Origin of the sequence: Chitiniphilus shinanonensis DSM 23277 (assembly GCF_000374805.1) — a bacterium.
Classification (GTDB): domain Bacteria; phylum Pseudomonadota; class Gammaproteobacteria; order Burkholderiales; family Chitinibacteraceae; genus Chitiniphilus; species Chitiniphilus shinanonensis.
In genome coordinates this window covers 245,293-260,818 of record NZ_KB895337.1, presented here as the reverse complement: position 1 = coordinate 260,818, position 15,526 = coordinate 245,293, and the positions used below count along the sequence as shown (strand labels likewise).

The 15,526-nt window shown below is 67.9% G+C and carries 18 protein-coding genes; 12 read left to right on the top strand and 6 right to left on the bottom strand.

The genetic code is table 11. The features are described 5' to 3' along the window. The 8 genes from C556_RS23590 to C556_RS21535 form a co-directional block, all read left to right on the top strand. The coding region (locus C556_RS23590; RefSeq protein ID WP_211214676.1) for a hypothetical protein at positions 1–396 on the top strand (396 nt) is incomplete at its 5' end. 182 nt (positions 397–578) lie between these two features. Beyond that, positions 579–1,424, top strand: coding sequence for an STAS domain-containing protein (locus C556_RS0106085; protein ID WP_040430513.1), 846 nt, complete (start codon positions 579–581; stop codon positions 1,422–1,424). Between the two features lie 7 nt (positions 1,425–1,431). Next, entirely contained in the window at positions 1,432–1,803 is a 372-nt protein-coding gene (locus tag C556_RS0106080) for an STAS domain-containing protein (protein ID WP_018747348.1), read from the top strand. Beyond that, positions 1,800–2,204: an anti-sigma regulatory factor gene (locus C556_RS0106075; RefSeq protein ID WP_018747347.1), complete on the top strand. Its 405-nt coding sequence runs from the start codon at positions 1,800–1,802 to the stop codon at positions 2,202–2,204. The genes C556_RS0106080 and C556_RS0106075 overlap by 4 nt, the downstream gene beginning before the upstream one ends. Further along, positions 2,195–3,226, top strand: coding sequence for an ATP-binding SpoIIE family protein phosphatase (locus tag C556_RS0106070; protein WP_018747346.1), 1,032 nt, complete (start codon positions 2,195–2,197; stop codon positions 3,224–3,226). Before C556_RS0106075 ends, C556_RS0106070 begins: the two co-directional genes overlap by 10 nt. Then, entirely contained in the window at positions 3,223–4,077 is an 855-nt protein-coding gene (locus C556_RS0106065) for a sensor histidine kinase (protein ID WP_026262851.1), read from the top strand. The genes C556_RS0106070 and C556_RS0106065 overlap by 4 nt, the downstream gene beginning before the upstream one ends. Further along, on the top strand, positions 4,074–6,041 hold the full coding sequence (locus C556_RS19570; RefSeq protein WP_018747344.1) for a hybrid sensor histidine kinase/response regulator: 1,968 nt from the start codon (positions 4,074–4,076) through the stop codon (positions 6,039–6,041). The genes C556_RS0106065 and C556_RS19570 overlap by 4 nt, the downstream gene beginning before the upstream one ends. 311 nt (positions 6,042–6,352) lie before the next feature. After that, on the top strand, positions 6,353–7,636 hold the full coding sequence (locus C556_RS21535) for an SUMF1/EgtB/PvdO family nonheme iron enzyme (RefSeq protein ID WP_018747343.1): 1,284 nt from the start codon (positions 6,353–6,355) through the stop codon (positions 7,634–7,636). 140 nt (positions 7,637–7,776) lie between these two features. Here C556_RS21535 and C556_RS0106050 read toward each other — a convergent pair whose 3' ends face one another. From C556_RS0106050 to C556_RS0106040, 3 genes are all read right to left on the bottom strand, one after another. Then, positions 7,777–8,346, bottom strand: coding sequence for a hypothetical protein (locus C556_RS0106050; protein WP_018747342.1), 570 nt, complete (start codon positions 8,344–8,346; stop codon positions 7,777–7,779). A 378-nt stretch (positions 8,347–8,724) separates the two neighbouring features. Further along, positions 8,725–9,294, bottom strand: coding sequence for a hypothetical protein (locus C556_RS21530; RefSeq protein ID WP_157235917.1), 570 nt, complete (start codon positions 9,292–9,294; stop codon positions 8,725–8,727). A gap of 396 nt (positions 9,295–9,690) precedes the next feature. Further along, entirely contained in the window at positions 9,691–10,134 is a 444-nt protein-coding gene (locus tag C556_RS0106040; RefSeq protein ID WP_018747340.1) for a DoxX family membrane protein, read from the bottom strand. Between the two features lie 105 nt (positions 10,135–10,239). Between C556_RS0106040 and soxR the strand changes: the two genes are divergently transcribed. Then, positions 10,240–10,707 carry a redox-sensitive transcriptional activator SoxR gene (gene soxR, locus C556_RS0106035; RefSeq protein WP_018747339.1) on the top strand — a complete coding sequence of 156 codons (468 nt, stop codon included), beginning with the start codon at positions 10,240–10,242 and terminating at the stop codon, positions 10,705–10,707. A 123-nt stretch (positions 10,708–10,830) separates the two neighbouring features. Here soxR and C556_RS24060 read toward each other — a convergent pair whose 3' ends face one another. The 3 genes from C556_RS24060 to C556_RS21525 all read right to left on the bottom strand — a co-directional run bounded on the left by C556_RS24060 (position 10,831) and on the right by C556_RS21525 (position 13,338). Further along, complete coding sequence (locus C556_RS24060) at positions 10,831–11,841, bottom strand: carbohydrate-binding protein (protein WP_018747338.1); 1,011 nt, start codon at positions 11,839–11,841, stop codon at positions 10,831–10,833. A 298-nt stretch (positions 11,842–12,139) separates the two neighbouring features. After that, positions 12,140–12,625: a hypothetical protein gene (locus tag C556_RS0106025; RefSeq protein WP_018747337.1), complete on the bottom strand. Its 486-nt coding sequence runs from the start codon at positions 12,623–12,625 to the stop codon at positions 12,140–12,142. Beyond that, positions 12,622–13,338 (bottom strand): transcriptional regulator, encoded by a 717-nt coding sequence (locus C556_RS21525; RefSeq protein WP_018747336.1) that lies wholly within the window; start codon positions 13,336–13,338, stop codon positions 12,622–12,624. The genes C556_RS0106025 and C556_RS21525 overlap by 4 nt, the downstream gene beginning before the upstream one ends. 310 nt (positions 13,339–13,648) lie before the next feature. Here C556_RS21525 and C556_RS0106015 point away from each other — a divergent pair, with 310 nt between their 5' ends. From C556_RS0106015 to C556_RS21520, 3 genes are read left to right on the top strand one after another with little or no spacing between them, the layout of a single operon-like run. Then, positions 13,649–13,996, top strand: coding sequence for a winged helix-turn-helix domain-containing protein (locus tag C556_RS0106015; protein ID WP_018747335.1), 348 nt, complete (start codon positions 13,649–13,651; stop codon positions 13,994–13,996). Positions 13,997–14,035: 39 nt separating this feature from the next. Further along, positions 14,036–14,833 (top strand): hypothetical protein, encoded by a 798-nt coding sequence (locus C556_RS19550; RefSeq protein WP_018747334.1) that lies wholly within the window; start codon positions 14,036–14,038, stop codon positions 14,831–14,833. A gap of 27 nt (positions 14,834–14,860) precedes the next feature. Beyond that, the gene (locus C556_RS21520) at positions 14,861–15,505 is read left to right on the top strand and encodes a hypothetical protein (RefSeq protein WP_018747333.1); all 645 of its coding nucleotides are present in this window, start codon (positions 14,861–14,863) and stop codon (positions 15,503–15,505) included. The last annotated feature ends 21 nt before the right edge of the window (positions 15,506–15,526 follow it).

Genomic DNA, 15,526 nt, shown 5'->3' with positions numbered 1-15,526 from the left:
GCAAATGCGATCTGCGCTTCGGTGCACTTCGATTTTTTCATGACAAATCTCCTGCCCGGATGGGCTCAAATTTGCCAGAAATCTCTACTTTTGAACGCTACGGTTTTGCGGGAGGAGGTCACCACCGCGAACAGCCGTCGCCCCGGCTGCCTGGTGATCACCGCCCGCGGCACCGGGCGCCACGGGTCGATGTGGAAGTCGCCCGCCGGGCAATACAGCCCTTCGGGCCTGGCGGGCAGCGTGAAGGCCGCATCACCGCCCCCGGCCGACAGCGCTGTCGCCCAGACACCCGATTTCGTTGTCGGATGGGATCGGCGCGCAGCCCTGGCGGACGCGCCACGACGCACGCCCGGCACATGGCGTCGATCAGGCGCTGTACCATCAGGGCGGCGATAACCGTCAGGCTTTTTTTGCCACCAAAATATGTCACTTGTGCATGACATATGGCTCCTCCACGATCCGGTGGGCTTGTTGCGCCCGGCAACTGCGTTGCCCGGTCCGACCCATGCGGTGGTCTCGATGCAGGTATTTCCCGTGGGGCGACATGTCGCCCCAATGCTTTCCACCTTGGTGAACCCATGAAAATTCAAAACGAAGCCCTCGCTCAGTACTTGCGCGACCACGAAGCTCAAGCGCTGAGCGCCTGGCTCGACGAGTTGCAGCACGCAGCACGCCCCGCCGCCGGCAGGGCCATCGAGAAGGAAGCACAGCAGTTGATCCGCGCGCTCCAGGCGGGCCTGGCGCAGGATGCCGACAACCAGATCGCCGCGCCGCAATGGCAGGCGCTGCGACAGCAGCTGGAAGCGCTGTCCGCTTCGCGCGCGGCCGGCGGCGAATCCGCCGGCGAAACCAGCCGCTTCGTGCTGGCGTTGAAGAAGCCGCTCTTCCTCGCGTTGCAGCAGCAATTCAGCGATCGGCCGCAGGCGCTGACCGACGCCCTGTGGTGGACCTCGGTGCTGGTGGACGGGCTGGCCCAGCTCACCGTCTCCACCTATCAACTGACCCGCGAAGACATCATCCGCCGGCAGCAGGACGAATTGCTGGAACTGTCCACGCCGGTGGTCAAACTGTGGGATGGCCTGCTGGCGGTTCCCATGATCGGCACGCTCGACAGCAGCCGCACGCAGATGGTGATGGAAGCGCTGCTGCAGCAGATCGCGGAGACCGGCGCCTCGCTGGCCATCATCGACATCACCGGCGTGCCCACGGTGGACACCCTGGTGGCGCAGCACCTGCTGAAGACGGTGACCGCGATCCGGCTGATGGGCGCCGACTGCATCATCAGCGGCATCCGCCCGCAGATCGCGCAGACCATCGTCCACCTCGGCATCGACCTGCAGGGCATCACCACCAAGGCCACCCTGGCCGATGCGCTGGCGGTCGCCCTGCGGCAGGGTGGCTACGTCGTCACCCGCAAGGTCTGAGGCCGGCATGGACCGCATTCCCATCCTGCAACTGGGGCGCTTCCTGCTGGTGACCATCCAGGTCGACCTGCAGGACCAGACGGCCCTGACGCTACAGGAAGACCTGGCGTCGAGGATCGAACGCACCGGCGCCCGGGGCGTGCTCATCGATATCTCCGCGCTGGAGATCGTCGACTCGTTCATCGGCCGCATGCTGGCGTCGATTTCGGGCATCGCCCGGGTGCTGGACGCCACCACCGTGGTCGTCGGCATGCAGCCGGCGGTCGCGATCACCCTGGTCGAGCTGGGATTGTCGCTGCCCGGCGTGCGCACGGCACTGAACATGGAACACGGCATGAAACTGCTGGAGAACGCGCTGGCGGAGGAACTGGACCAGTGAGCGACCCCACCATCGGCAGCATGCCGCTCGGCAACGAGCAGGACATCGTGATGAGCCGGCAGCAGGTGCGTCGCTTGGCGCAACAACTCAAGTTCTCGCTCGTCGACCAGACCAAGATGGTGACGGCGGCGAGCGAGCTTTCCCGCAACACGGTGGTGTACGGCGGCGGCGGCGAGATGCGCTGGGAAGTGGTGAGCCTGGGCCCGCGCCAGGGCCTGCGGCTGGCGTTCGCCGACCAGGGCCCCGGCATCCCCGACCTCGATCTCGCCCTCACCGACGGCTGGACCTCCGGCGGCGGCCTGGGCATGGGCTTGTCCGGCAGCCGCCGGCTGGTCGACGAATTCGACATTCGCACCGCGCCCGGCGAAGGCACCTGCGTGACGATCACCCGATGGAAGTAAGCAGCGGGATCACCCATCGCCTGTACCCGTTGACCGAGCAGAGCCAGATCGGCGAATTGCGCCGCGACGCGGTGGCCCTGGCGCAGGCGAGCGGTTTCGACGACGTGGCGGCCGGGCAGGTGGCGCTGGTGGCGACGGAGCTGGGCAGCAACCTGGTCAAGCACGCCCGCTCCGGCCAGGTGCTGCTCGCCCGGGTCGCCGATGGCCGGGGCAGTTGGCAGATCGAGCTGATCTCGGTCGACCAGGGCCCCGGCATCGACGACGTCGCCGCCGCCATGGCCGACGGCTTTTCGACCGTGGGCACGCTGGGCCAGGGCCTGGGCGCGGTACGACGGCTCAGCCACGACTTCGACCTGCATTCCTCGCCCGATGGCACGGTGATCCTGGCCCGGTTGCACGCGCACAGCGCCGCGGTGGCCGGCGCCGCCGCGTCGCCCCAGGCATTCTCGGTCGGCGTGGTCGCCATCGCCGCGCCCGGTGAAACCGTGTGCGGCGACGCCTGGGCGGTGGCGCAGGACGGCGAGCGCGCCTCGGCCTTGCTCGCCGACGGCCTGGGCCATGGCTCCCACGCGGCCGAGGCCGCCAATGCGGCGGTCGAGTGCTTCGCCGGGATGCCGGCGGCGGCGCCCCGGCAACTGCTCGACCAGATGCACCGGGCGCTGCGCGCGACGCGGGGCGCGGCGGTGGCGCTGGCGCAACTCGAACTGGCCGGGCCATCGCTCGAATACTCGGGCGCCGGCAATATCTGCGGCCGCCTGCTGTCGGGCGTGGAAGACCGCACCCTGGCCACCCAGCACGGCACGGTCGGGCTGGCGATGCGGCAGGTGCAACCCAACCGGTACACCCTCGGCGACCATACCCTGCTGGTGATGCACTCGGACGGCCTGGCGACCCGCTGGCGCCTGGCGCACCCGTCGCTGCTGCGGCATCACCCCGCCATCATTGCCGCGACCCTGTGGCGCGACAACCGGCGCGGCCGCGACGACGCGACGGTGCTGGTTCTGAAAAGGAATAGCGGATGAGTGCCGCACAGATAGCGTTGCTGCAAGCGCAGGTCGAGCAATTGCAGGCCGAACTCGACGAGACCAACCGCGGCGTGCTGGCGCTGTATGCCGAGCTGGACACCCAGGCCGAGGAACTGCGGCGCGCCACCGAGCTGAAAAGCCGCTTCCTGGCCTACATGAGCCACGAGTTCCGCACCCCGATCGGCGGCATCCGCAGCATCGCGCGGCTGCTGGCCGACCGCGTGGACGGGCCGTTGACCGACGAGCAGGCGCGCCAGGTGCGCTTTATCCAGGACACCGCGGCGGAGTTCTCCGAGATGGTCGACGACCTGCTCGACCTGGCCAAGGTGGAAGCCGGGCGGGTGGACATCTCGCCGGCCTGGTTCGAGCTGGTGGATCTGTTCACCTCGCTGCGCGGCATGTTCAGACCGATTCTCACCAACCCCGACGTCGCCCTGGTCTTCGAAACCCCGGACAATCTGCCGCGGCTGTTCAACGACGACCGCAAGCTGGCGCAGATCCTGCGCAACTTCATCTCCAACGCCTTGAAGTTCACCAGCCGGGGCGAGGTGCGGATCACCGCCGTGCGGGAAAGCGCGGAACGCGCCCGCTTCTCGGTGAGCGACACCGGCATCGGGATCGCCCCCGAGTTCCAGGGCGCGATCTTCCAGGACTTCGTGCAGGTGGATTCGCCGATCCAGAAGCGGCTGCGCGGCACCGGGCTCGGCTTGTCGCTGAGCAAGCGCCTGGCGGAACTGCTCGGGGGCAACGTCGGCATGGAAAGCACCCCCGGGGTGGGCTCCACCTTCTGGGTCAGCGTGCCGCTCCACCTGCCGTCCTCCGAATCCGCGCGGGAGGCCGCCCCATGAGCTGGGTCGCCGGTCCGGGCGCGGACGGGAAGCACGAAGAGATCCTGGTGGTCGACGACAACCCCACCACCCGCTACGCCACCGCGCGCACCTTGCGCGCCGCCGGCTTCCACACGCGGGAAGCGGCCACCGGCACCGAGGCGCTGCAACTGGCCGACGGCACCCTCAGCGCCGTGGTGCTCGACGTGCACCTGCCGGACCTGGACGGCTTCGAGGTGTGCCGGCGCCTGCGCGACCGCGCCGACACCGCCCGCCTGCCCCTGATCCATCTGTCGGCGGCGCACGTGCGGGACCAGGACAAGCTGCAAGGCGTCTACGCCGGCGCCGACGCCTACATGACGCACCCGGCGGATCCGGAACTGCTGGTGGCGACGCTGACCGCCCTGGTGCGGGCCCGCACCGCGGAAGAAGGCATGCGCCGCAGCGAGGTGCGGTTCAAGGCCATCTTCGACCAGGCCTTCACCGGCATCTGCCTGATCGATGCGGCGGGCCGCCTGATCAGCGCCAACCCGGCCATGTGCACCATCCTGCAGGAGCACGAGGCCGCGTGGATCGGCCGCCCGGTCGTCGAGATGATCGACCCCGCCGAACAACCGCGCTTCCGCGAATGGCTCGCCCACCGGGAACAGGGCGTCTGGCGCAGCGAATTCCGGGCGCTCAACGCCCTCGGCCAAGCCGTTCCGCTGCAATGGAGCATGTCGGCGCACGTCGAGCCCGGCCTGAGCGTCGCCGTCGTCGTCGATATCTCAGAGCGCGTGGCGCTGGCGGAGGAACGCGAGGCCCTGCTCGAACGGGAACAGGCGGCGCGATCCGCGGCCGAGCAGCTGGCGCGCTCCAAGGACGAATTCATCGCACTGGTCTCCCACGAGCTGCGCACCCCCCTCAGCGCCATCCTCGGCTGGACCCAGATGCTGCGGCGGCTGCAACCCGAGGGCAAGATGGCCCGCGGGCTGGAAGTCATCGAACGCAGCGCCCGCGCCCAGACGCAGCTGATCGGCGCGCTGCTCGAACTGTCGCGCATGGACCTGGGCAAGCTGCGGATGAACTGGCAGGAGACCCGGCCGGAGGAAGTGGTGCAAAGCGCCGTGGCGGCGCTGGAATCGGCCGTGGAAGACAAGCAGCTCACGCTGCTGCTCGACCTGCAGGCGGCCGACGGCACGGTGATCTCCGACCCGGATCGACTGGAGCAGATCGTGTGGAACCTGCTGTCGAACGCGATCAAGTTCTCGCGGCAACAGGGCACGGTATGGCTCACCTTGCGCCGCGACGAGAAAAGCTGGTCGCTGCAGGTCCGCGACGACGGGCGCGGCATCAGCGCCGATTTCCTGCCGCATCTGTTCGAGCGCTTCACCCAGGGCGACGCCGCGACCAATCGCACCCACGGGGGCCTGGGGCTGGGGCTGTCCATCGTCAAGCAACTGGTCGAACTGCACGGCGGCCAGCTCCACGCCCACAGCGACGGCCCCGGCCAGGGCGCCTGCTTCGACCTGATGCTGCCGAACACACCGAACGCGGTGCATCCGGTCGCCTCGGCCCGGCCCGACAGCGACGACACCGAGCATCGGCTGGGCAACGAAGCCGACCTGTCGGATGTCGATATCCTGGTCGTGGAAGACGACCCCGAGGCCGGCAAGATGCTGGCGATCATCCTCCAGGACCGTGGCGCCCGGGTGCGGCTCGCCACCCACTACGACGCCGCGATGCAACTGCTGCGACAGACGCCCCCGCGGGTGCTCATCAGCGACCTGGGCCTGCCCGGCAAGGACGGCTACACCCTGATGCGCGACTGGCGGCAGCAGGAGCCGCCGGGCCAGCGGATTCCCGCGTTGGCGCTCTCGGCCTTCAGCCGCGCCAAGGATGTCGAGCAGGCGCTGGAGGCCGGCTTCACCGCCCACTGCGCCAAGCCGTTCAGGGTGCAGGAGCTGATGGACCTCGTTCAAAGCTGGATTCGCCCGGCCGGGTAACGCGGGCGCGCGCCTTTCCCCATCGGCCTTTGCCGAGAGCGGCCGCCCCCCCTCCGGCGGCGTCGCGCGTGGGCGCCGAGCCCCACTTGCCGTACACCTTGTACTGTCTGCGTTGCGCGCTCCCCGCCCGAACCGCTTCGCTGGGTTTTGCCAGCCGCGCTGAATCAACTTATCAGCAATTAACCATAAAGCTGTCGTTTCAAAAGGACATTTCCCGCGCCAAAATCCGTGCACGCTTGAGCAAATGTCCGCGTCATGACAGTTTGGCCTGCCCGGCGCCCGCCGGGCCTATCGCCACACTGGAGAACAAGATGAAGCTGTACGGCAAGCGCATTCGGCAATCCCTCGCCCACTCCCTATCCATGCCGGGCCTGACCCTGGCCGCCCTGCTGATCGGCCACGTGCCGGCGGCGCTGGCCGCGGCGTGGCAGAGCGGCGCCACCTACGAGCGGGGCGAGATCGTCAGCCACCAGGGACAGGACTGGCAGGCGCGCTGGTGGAACCGCAACGACGCGCCGGGCGGCGCCACCGATGCCTGGCGGTTGGCACCGGCGGAGGACACCGCCGCCGGCTGGCTGCCGGCGAAGGCCTACCAAGCCGGCGAACTGGCCTGGCATGAAGGCCGGCTGTACCAGGCGCAGTGGTGGACGCTGGGGCAGGCCCCCGGCACCGGCAACGCCTGGGCGGCGCTGGGCACCGGGGTGAAGCGCAAGCAGTTCGTGCTGGTGCCGGGCGGCACCTTCACCATGGGCGCCACCGTGCTGAGCGCGTTCAACTATCCCAACGAATTCCCGGTGCATCCGGTCACCCTGTCGTCGTTCCACCTGAGCGCCACCGAGGTCACCTTCCGCCAGTTCGACCGCTATCGCCGGGCCACCGGCCAGGCGCCGCTCAGCTCGCTGGATTGGGCGGGCGTGGAGCTGGGGCGCGGCGAGCGGCCGGCGATCAACGTCACCTGGCTCGACGCGATCCGCTACATCAACTGGCTGAACCTTGAGCACGGCCTGCCCGCCGCCTACGACGAAACCAGCGGCGACCTGCTCGACGCCGCCGGCCAGCCGACCACCGACGTGGCCCAGGTGCCGGGTTACCGCCTGCCGACCGAGGCCGAATGGGAATACGCCGCGCGCGAACGCGGCCGCGACATCGTCAACGCCTGGGGCAACGGCGCACCGCTGCGCCAAGGCAAGCCCGCCGCCAACATCGCGGACCGGAGCTTCAAGGTGTTCTTCGAGCCGATCAAGGGACCGCTGCCCGACTGGCTGGTGATCTGGGAACTGGACGACGGCCATCCCGGCACCGCGCCGGTGGGCAGCTTCGCCCCCAATGCGCTGGGCTTGTACGACATGTCGGGCAATGCCTGGGAATGGACCACCGACCGCGAACGCGTCTACACCACCGCGCCGCAGGTGAACCCGGTGGGCCAGAGCCCGAACCCGGAGCGCATCATGCGCGGCGCCAGTTGGGACAACGGCCAGGAGATGCACCTGACCGACCGCGCCCCGGCCACGCCGGACTTCTCGACGCCGGCCACCGGCATGCGCCTGGCACGTTCGCTCCAGCCCGGCACGCATTTCGAGGCGGCGGCGGAGTAAGCAGCGGGCGGTCCACGCTCGCCCGGTCTTCCCACTGACGAAAAACCGGGCGGGGGCGGCCCATCGCCGCCCACCGCCCGGTTCATCGACAATCTGCTTCGGCCGGCGACTCGCGCCGGCCACAGCGCTACATCGGGGATTCAGGGAACGGAGACAAACTCCAGCGTGGTGGCGCCGGAAGTCTGCGCCAGCGGCGTCAGGTCGGAACAACTGGCCAGATCGCTTTTCAGCACGATCGCGGTCTCCACCGCATTGGCCCCCGCGAACTCGCCGGATTGCACGGTGGAAGTGCGCGTGACCGCGTAGCTTGCGCCGAGATCGACTCGGGCCACCGTGGCGCCAGTGCCGGAGATCGTGCTGCCGGCGGCATCGCTATAGACGATGGTCTTGTCGCCGAAGGTCGAGGTGGGCGTCGTGATCTGGGCGCAGGTGCTGCCCTTGAGGTGATTGACCGCCACGCCGGTCCCCGACCCCACCCACAGCGGGAGCACCGAATTGCAGACGGCGTACACCGACGCAACGGTTGCCGTCACATCCTGCGGCACAGTCGTGATCGCCGGGCTGAACGTCGTGGTGAGGGTGCCAGTACATGTGCCCAGCGAAACCGCCGATGCCTGCCCTGCCCCCGCCAACAACATCCCAGCCACCATCAGCTTGCCCAGCCACTTGCTCAATCCACATACACCCTGAATCGCTTGCCATGTCTTCATGATGAATCTCCTCAAAATGTACTTACTCGGAAAGAAACATACATGCCTATCTGAAAAATTCTTTCGAATGCCATCGCCACTTCTTGGCACATCAATCCAAGTTGACGAATGACACACGAACAAATTACGTAAGCATAAAGAAATAAAATAGCCTTACCGCCTGGAGAAAATCGCGGTCATCGCGGACGGTTCCCAGTGAGCGCACCGGGCAAATCCCTCCGTGGACCACGGATTCCCCCGCGCCGGGTCGCAGGCGCAAGCGGCCTCCCGATCGGGCGAGACGACAAGCAGCAAGGGTTACAGCGACTTTGCCGGGCAGGCGAACCGCCGGCGAAGACCGGCGCCGCACGCCGTCGGCTTGGGCGCTACATCAGGTACTCAGGGAACGGAGACAAACTCGAGCGTGGTGGCGCCGGTGGTCTGCGCCAGCGGGGTCAGGTCCGAGCAACTGGCCAGACTGGTTTTCAGCACGATCGCGGTTTCGACCCCGTTGCCACCGGCGAACCGTCCGGCCGTCACCGCGGAGGTACGCGTGACCGCGAAGCTGGTACCCAGGTCGACCCTGGCCACCGTGGCCCCGCTGCCGGCCAGCGTCGTGGTGTCGCCACCGCTGTAGGTGATGGTCTTGTCGCCAAAGGTGGAGGTCGGCGTCACGATCTGCGCGCAAGTGGCGCCCTTGAACTCGTTGACCGCCACGCCGGTGCCGGTCCCCACGAACAGCGGGACCAGCGAGGAACAAAGTACATAGTTGGAGACGATGGTGGCCGTTACATCCTGTGCCACAGTGGTGATCGGCGGGTCATAGGTGGTGGTGATGGTGCCGGAGCACGTGCCCAGGTTGGCCGCCGAGGCCTGCCCCGCCCCCGCCAGCAACAACCCCGCCACCACCAGCTTGCCCAGCCACTTGCCCAACCCGCATACACCCTGAATCGCTTGCAATGTCTTCACGATGGACCTCCAGAAAAATTGGCGTACGAGAAAGAAACATACATGCTTATCTGCATAAGCCTTTCGTATACTATTGTGATTTTTTGATACATCAATACAAGTTGACGAATGGCAAGCGACTGAATTTTGAAAGAAACAAGAAATCACAAAGAAACAAAGAAGACATATTCATTCCCAGGTGAAAGCGCTGTCACCACCCCGGTTTCACAGTGACCGCGTTGGGCAAATCTTCCTCTGGACCAAGGATTCCGCTACGGCGCGGCGCCGGCGCGCGCCGCGAGGCAGCCGCCCAATGCGAAGAACGGCAAGGGCTACGCCCGCATGAGCGAACATGCTCCCTGCCGGCCCGCGCAGCGCCGGCCGGCAATTTCCCCCGCCAGCCGGCGCCCCGGCGGCTCAGCCTCGACACGTGGCGATCAGGCTTCCGACCGTAAGAATTGTCCGCCGCGCATGGCTGGCAATGGCCGCGGCCAGCAGGCCACCGATCACCGATACATGCTCCAGCGCGAAGAACAGCGACAGCTGCGCCTGGGCGCCGTCGAAACGCCAGAAGGTGTGCACCACCAGAATGGTCGCCAGCAGGAACAGCGCCAGCGCGCCGGCTCCCAGCCATAGTGCGCGGTCGAGCAGCAGCAACGTGGCGCCGGCCAGCAGGGTGAAGGCGGTGAGCAGGTTGAACAGCCAGTCGGGGCTGAGGCCGGCGGCGCGCATCTCGCGCAGCCCGCCTTCGTAGTCGATCAGCTTGGCGAGGCCGGACGAGACGAACACCACCGCCAGGCACAGCCGTGCCAGCAGCCAGAGCCAGCCGCTGGCGAGCGCGGCATCGATGAAGCGTTTCATGGTTTTTCCTGTTGAAGTCGGGCAAAGCGGCGGGCCTGGCGGCGCGCGCGCGATTGCCGGGCCCAGCCAGCACGCACCATAATTCCTCAACTTAACTTGAGGTCAATGGTCGTGACGGCGGACAGGAAGATCGACAGCGAGCGGGCGATGACGGTGGGCGAGGTGGCACAACGCAGCGGGGTGCCGGTGTCCACCGTGCATTTCTACGAAGCCAAGGGGCTGATCCGGGCCACGCGCAGCGAGGGCAACCAGCGCCGCTTTCCGGCGGTGACGCTGCGCTACATCGCGATCATCAAGGTGGCGCAGCGCACCGGCATTCCCCTGGACGAGATCCGCGCCGCGCTGGCGCGCTTTCCGGCCGGCAGCAAGCTGACCGCCGCACAGTGGCGGACGCTGTCGGAGCAATGGCGCGCCGCGCTGGATCAGCGCATCCGCCGGCTGGAGCGCCTGCGCGACGAACTGGACAGCTGCATCGGCTGCGGCTGCCTGTCGCTGGCCGATTGCCCGTTGCGCAATCCCGACGATGCGCTGGGCGCCCAAGGGCCAGGGCCGCGCCTGCTGGAACGGCCCTGACGCGCATCGCCCTTCGAACAGGGGTGGGAGGAACGAAGCCCGGGCGGGCGGCGGGCCGCGACAGCGCCCCCACCGGCCGACGATGAACCGGCAGCCGCAGGCCGCCGGTTCATCGCGCGCCGCTCAGGGGCTCAGGCGCGGATCGCCTTCCAGCGGGAACGGCTCGCTGGGATTGCCGTTGGTGGTCTGACCGTACACCCAGCGCGTCAGCTCGGCGGGGCGGCAGACATCCTGCGCATTACAGGCCCACAGGCTGATCCAGGCGGCGCCGGGCAGCTTGGTGCTGACGAACTTGGCGCCGCCGGTCCAGTAGGCGCCGGGCTGGCATTCCGGCGCGCCGAAGCAGTCGCGATACAGCAGCGGGAACTGGGTGATGCGGCCCAGCGGCACGCCCTGCTCGCGCACTTCCACATAGGCCGGGCGGCCGTTGATGGCGCCGTTCACGCTTTGCAGTGTCACCGTGATCTCGCCGTTGGCCCAGTTCAGGCTGGCGCTGTAGCGGCTGGGCAGCGGCACCGCCGGCGGCGGCACCGGATCGTTGGTCGCCTGCCAGGCGCCCCACTCGTTGCTGCCCGGCTGCTCGCCCTGGGTCCACCAGCGCGCCTGCCACACCTTGTTGTCGTACACCGCCTTCTCGCCGGCCTGATAGGCGCGGCTGCCCGACCACGTGCTGGCGACGCCGTTGTCCACCGGCCGCCACGCGCCGTAGACGCTGGCACCGGGCTGCTCGCCCTGGGTCCACCATTGCGCCTCGTAGGTCGCACCGTCGTAGCTGACCTGCTGCCCTTGCAGGTACACCGTCGCCGCGTCCCACGCCGGCGCGGTCGGGCCTGGCGTCAGCGGCAGGCCCGCCTGCTGGATCTGCTCATCGAGCAGGCCGTGCACCACGGCGGTGGATTGATAGTTGTAGATGCGGTAGGCCAGGCCCAATTCGATCGGCATCGGGCAGTAGTAGTCGGTCCCGGCGTTGGTCAACGGTCGGCGCGTCGGCAGCAGGGCATCGTCGCCCACCTTCGGCGGAACGCCGCCAGTCAGCCCCGGCGTGGTGAACGCGTCGGGCGGCGGGGGAATACAGGTGGCCTGGGCGGCCGCGGATGCCAGCAACGCCGCTGCACAGCACAGCGCGAGTTTCATGATGTTGCCTCCAAATTGGTTTGTTTTATGCGTCCGTCATCGCGGACGCCCCAATATGGCAAATTCCGCCGTCGCTCACAAATCAGCAAACCGTGACATACACGGTGGTATGCCAGGGCGAATCGACCTTCAACGCCGGGGAGAAGGAAGTCCTTCCCTTCGGGTTGGTCCGTGGGCCGGTGGACGTAGCGATGGCCGGCGGCAGTGGGCGGAAGGCCGGCGGCGCAAGCGGAAAGGTTTCCCCCAGGCACGGCGCTGCGGCTTCGTGCTTCGCACTCAAGTGCGAACCCGATTCGCGCTATGGCATCAGCGCGTTGTGCGGCACCGAGAACGGCGGCGCCGGGCGCGGCCACAGCGCGTCCATCAGGTCGATGGCGCCGCGGCGCTCGGCGACGATCACGTCGTGGTGCGGCGTCACCTGGAACAGCGCGACGCGGGTGTCGTCGATCGGCATCCAGGCGTAGTTCACCAGCAGGTAATCCGGCTGCACCCGCGGATGCCCCGCCACCCCGGCCGCGCCTTCGCGCACGTGGCGGCGCTCGCGGACCACGAACAGCAACTGGTCGGCCACCGCCAGCTGGAACGCCGAGACCGTCCACTGCGAGCCGGTGAGCTGATCGGTCTCGACGAACTCCGCCAGCCCCAGGCGGCAGGTGCCGTGGTAGCGCAGATTCTGATGGTTCAACTGCAATGCGTAGTTGCAGCCCGCGCTGTTGACCAGCACGAACAGCAGCGCCGCCAGCGCCGCCCCCGGCAACAGCAGCAGCCAGCGATGGCGCTTCATGGCGCGGCCTCGCCGGTGGGCGCCGCCGGATCGACCAGACGCACGAAGCGCCCGGACACCAGCACCAGCTTGCCCTGGCGCTGCGTCGGCAACGATTCCTCGGGATAGATGCGGTCGGCCACCGCGCAGATCATGCCCTGCGCGTCGCGCGTGCATTCGATGGCGATCCACTGGTCGCGCGTGACCAGCGCCAGCGCCACCCCGGCCAGCAGCACAGCGCCGTTCAGCCACCACAGGCGCCGCCGCCAACGATCCGCCGACGCGACGGGGACGACCGGCCGCGTTGTGTCGGCGGGCCCGATCGGCGCGCCCTCGGGCTCCGGCTCGGCCGGCGCAATGGCCGGCGTGTCGGCGGGCATCGCGGTATCGGGCTGGGCCTGTCGCTGCAATGGCACTTCCAGGTGCAGCAGATAACCTTCGCGCGGCAGATTGCGGATTTCCACTTCATCGGTCGCCGCTTTCAAATGGCGGCGCAAATTGGAGATCGCCACCGCCAGCGAATTGGCGCTGACCGGCCGGCCATGCCAGCCGATGTCGAGCAATTCGTCCTTGCCGCATACCTCGCCCGCGCGTTCCAGCAGGTGGGCCAGTATTTCCGCCTCCGCGCCGGCCAGCCTTGCGCGCGATTCCGCACCGTCGGGCGCATGCCGCGTCAGTTGCCGCAACTCGGGCTGGAACACGAACGATCCGAATACCAGGCGAAGGCCGGACACTTCCACTCCTATTTGTGCAAATTTACATGCGGGATCGGGCCATGCCGCAGGGCAATGCGATAAACAGCGCAAATCATTATAACGCAAGGTTTTCAGGCCAAACAGCGGCCCGGCCATGCGGGTTTCATCATTTTTAATAATTTTTTAAATATTTACCGAGCGCTTTCCCCGGCGCAGATTGGGCTCATCCAAACCGCCATCACGGGAATGCCGCCGGATTCGATTCGCGCAATAGCGAATCCGGCGGCGAATCGAAATCATGCGACTTTTTCATCGCCAATCAGGACTCGACATCGATTTGACCGCGGGATTGATCCAATACACCGCCCGCGCCGGCGGCATGCCGGTGCAATGCTGGATCAAGATGAGCCGCCGCGACGGCGAACTATTGCATTACCTGGTCCGGCAAAACGGCAAGCTGGTTTCCAAGGAATTGCTGCAACAGCAATTCTTCGCCGATCGCAAGAACCGCGCCGCCGCGTTGATCTACAGCATCTGGCAGATTCGCCAATACCTGCTGATTGCCGATATGCAATGCGATTGCCTGCGCACCATCCACGGTTATGGCTATCGATTCGACGCGCAATTGTCCGGCCTGGAAATCCTGACCACGCCGGCCGTGTCGGCAACCCCGCTCGCCGAGCCCTGCGCCGGCTGACCGGACCCTCCGATTTTTCTTCCCCCGAAAGGCCCCACCATGCACCCCCTCCCCCGATACCTGGTCCTCCTGCCCGCCCTGCTGACGCTGGCGCTCGATCCGCTGCTGGCCAGCGCCGCGGCGACTTTCGACACCGGCGCGCTGCTCGACCGCCCCAATGCCTCGGCCGCGCAACTGCTGCGCAACCACGGCTACCGCGACGTCCACACCGCCAACGGCACCGGCCGCGACTGGGTGGATTGGTGGAACGAGGAGGCCCAGGACTGCCTGGTGACCTCGCAGGACAGCCGCCACTACGTGTCGGTGCAGCCGACCACGGCCGAGGAATGCCGCCAGTACCTGAACAGCGCCGGTGGCAGCGGCACCGGCCTGGCGGTCGCCGCCGGCGCGGCCGCGCTGATCGGCGCGGTGGCGCTGTACAACCACAACAAGCATCGCCGTGACAAGGAAGAACAGGCGCAGCAGGATCAGGACCAGTACGACCGCGGCTACCAGGATGCGATCTACCACCGCCGCCGCGACAACCGCGACCGCAACGACGCCTACGACCGTGGCTACGACAGCGGCGTGGCCGATGCCGGCTACCGCCACGACGAGTACCGCGGCCATCGCGGCAATCACGGTTACGTCGAGGTCTCCGACCTGGTGGGCGCGCGCGCCGCCGGCGGCGAAAGCGAACTGCGGGCGCGCGGCTTCCGCAACATCGACGGCGACAAGGGCTGGCACCGCAGTTACACCACCTGGTGGAACGCGCGCGCCGACGAATGCGTGCAGGTGGTCACCCGGGACGGCCGCTACAGCCGGGTCGAAGTCGTCGGCGACGACCGCTGCGCCTGATCCCCTTCCCGCACCCGGAGCCATCCCATGAACATCCGCCTTTCGCTGCTGGCGCTGCTCGCCGCGCTGTCCCTGCCCCTCCACGCCGCCGACGGCATCCACAGCCAGACCGTGCGCTTCGCCGCCGGCACCTCGTCGGCCCAATACCAGCAGACGCTGACCGGCCATGAAGTGCGCGCCTACGTGCTGCGCGCCCGCCAGGGCCAGGTGCTGGTGGTCGGCCTGCGCGGGCCGGGCTCCACCAACTTCAACGTGCTGGACGCCGGCGACGACACCGCCCTGTTCAACGGTGCGCTCGACGGCCCCGACGCCCGCGTGACGCTGCCCCGCACCGGTCTCTACACCGTACGCGTCTACCAGATGGGGCAGGCCAAGTCCGCCGGGCGGACCACCCGCTACCAGTTGAACATCGCGGTGCGGGACACCCCGCCCGCCCATGCCACGCCGCATGGCGCAGGCAGCCTGGCCGACCTGGTGGGCGCCCGCGCCGCCGGGGGCGAAACCCAGTTGCAGGCGCGCGGTTACGTCAACGTCGGCGGCGGCAAGCGCCACGGGCACAGCGATACCGTGTGGTGGAACGCGGCGCAGCAGCGCTGCGTGGCGGTGACCACCGCCGACGGCCGCTACCAGCGCATCGACGAGGCCGACGCCACGCGCTGCAACGCCGGTTGAGGCGCGGCCGGTTGGCGCGGC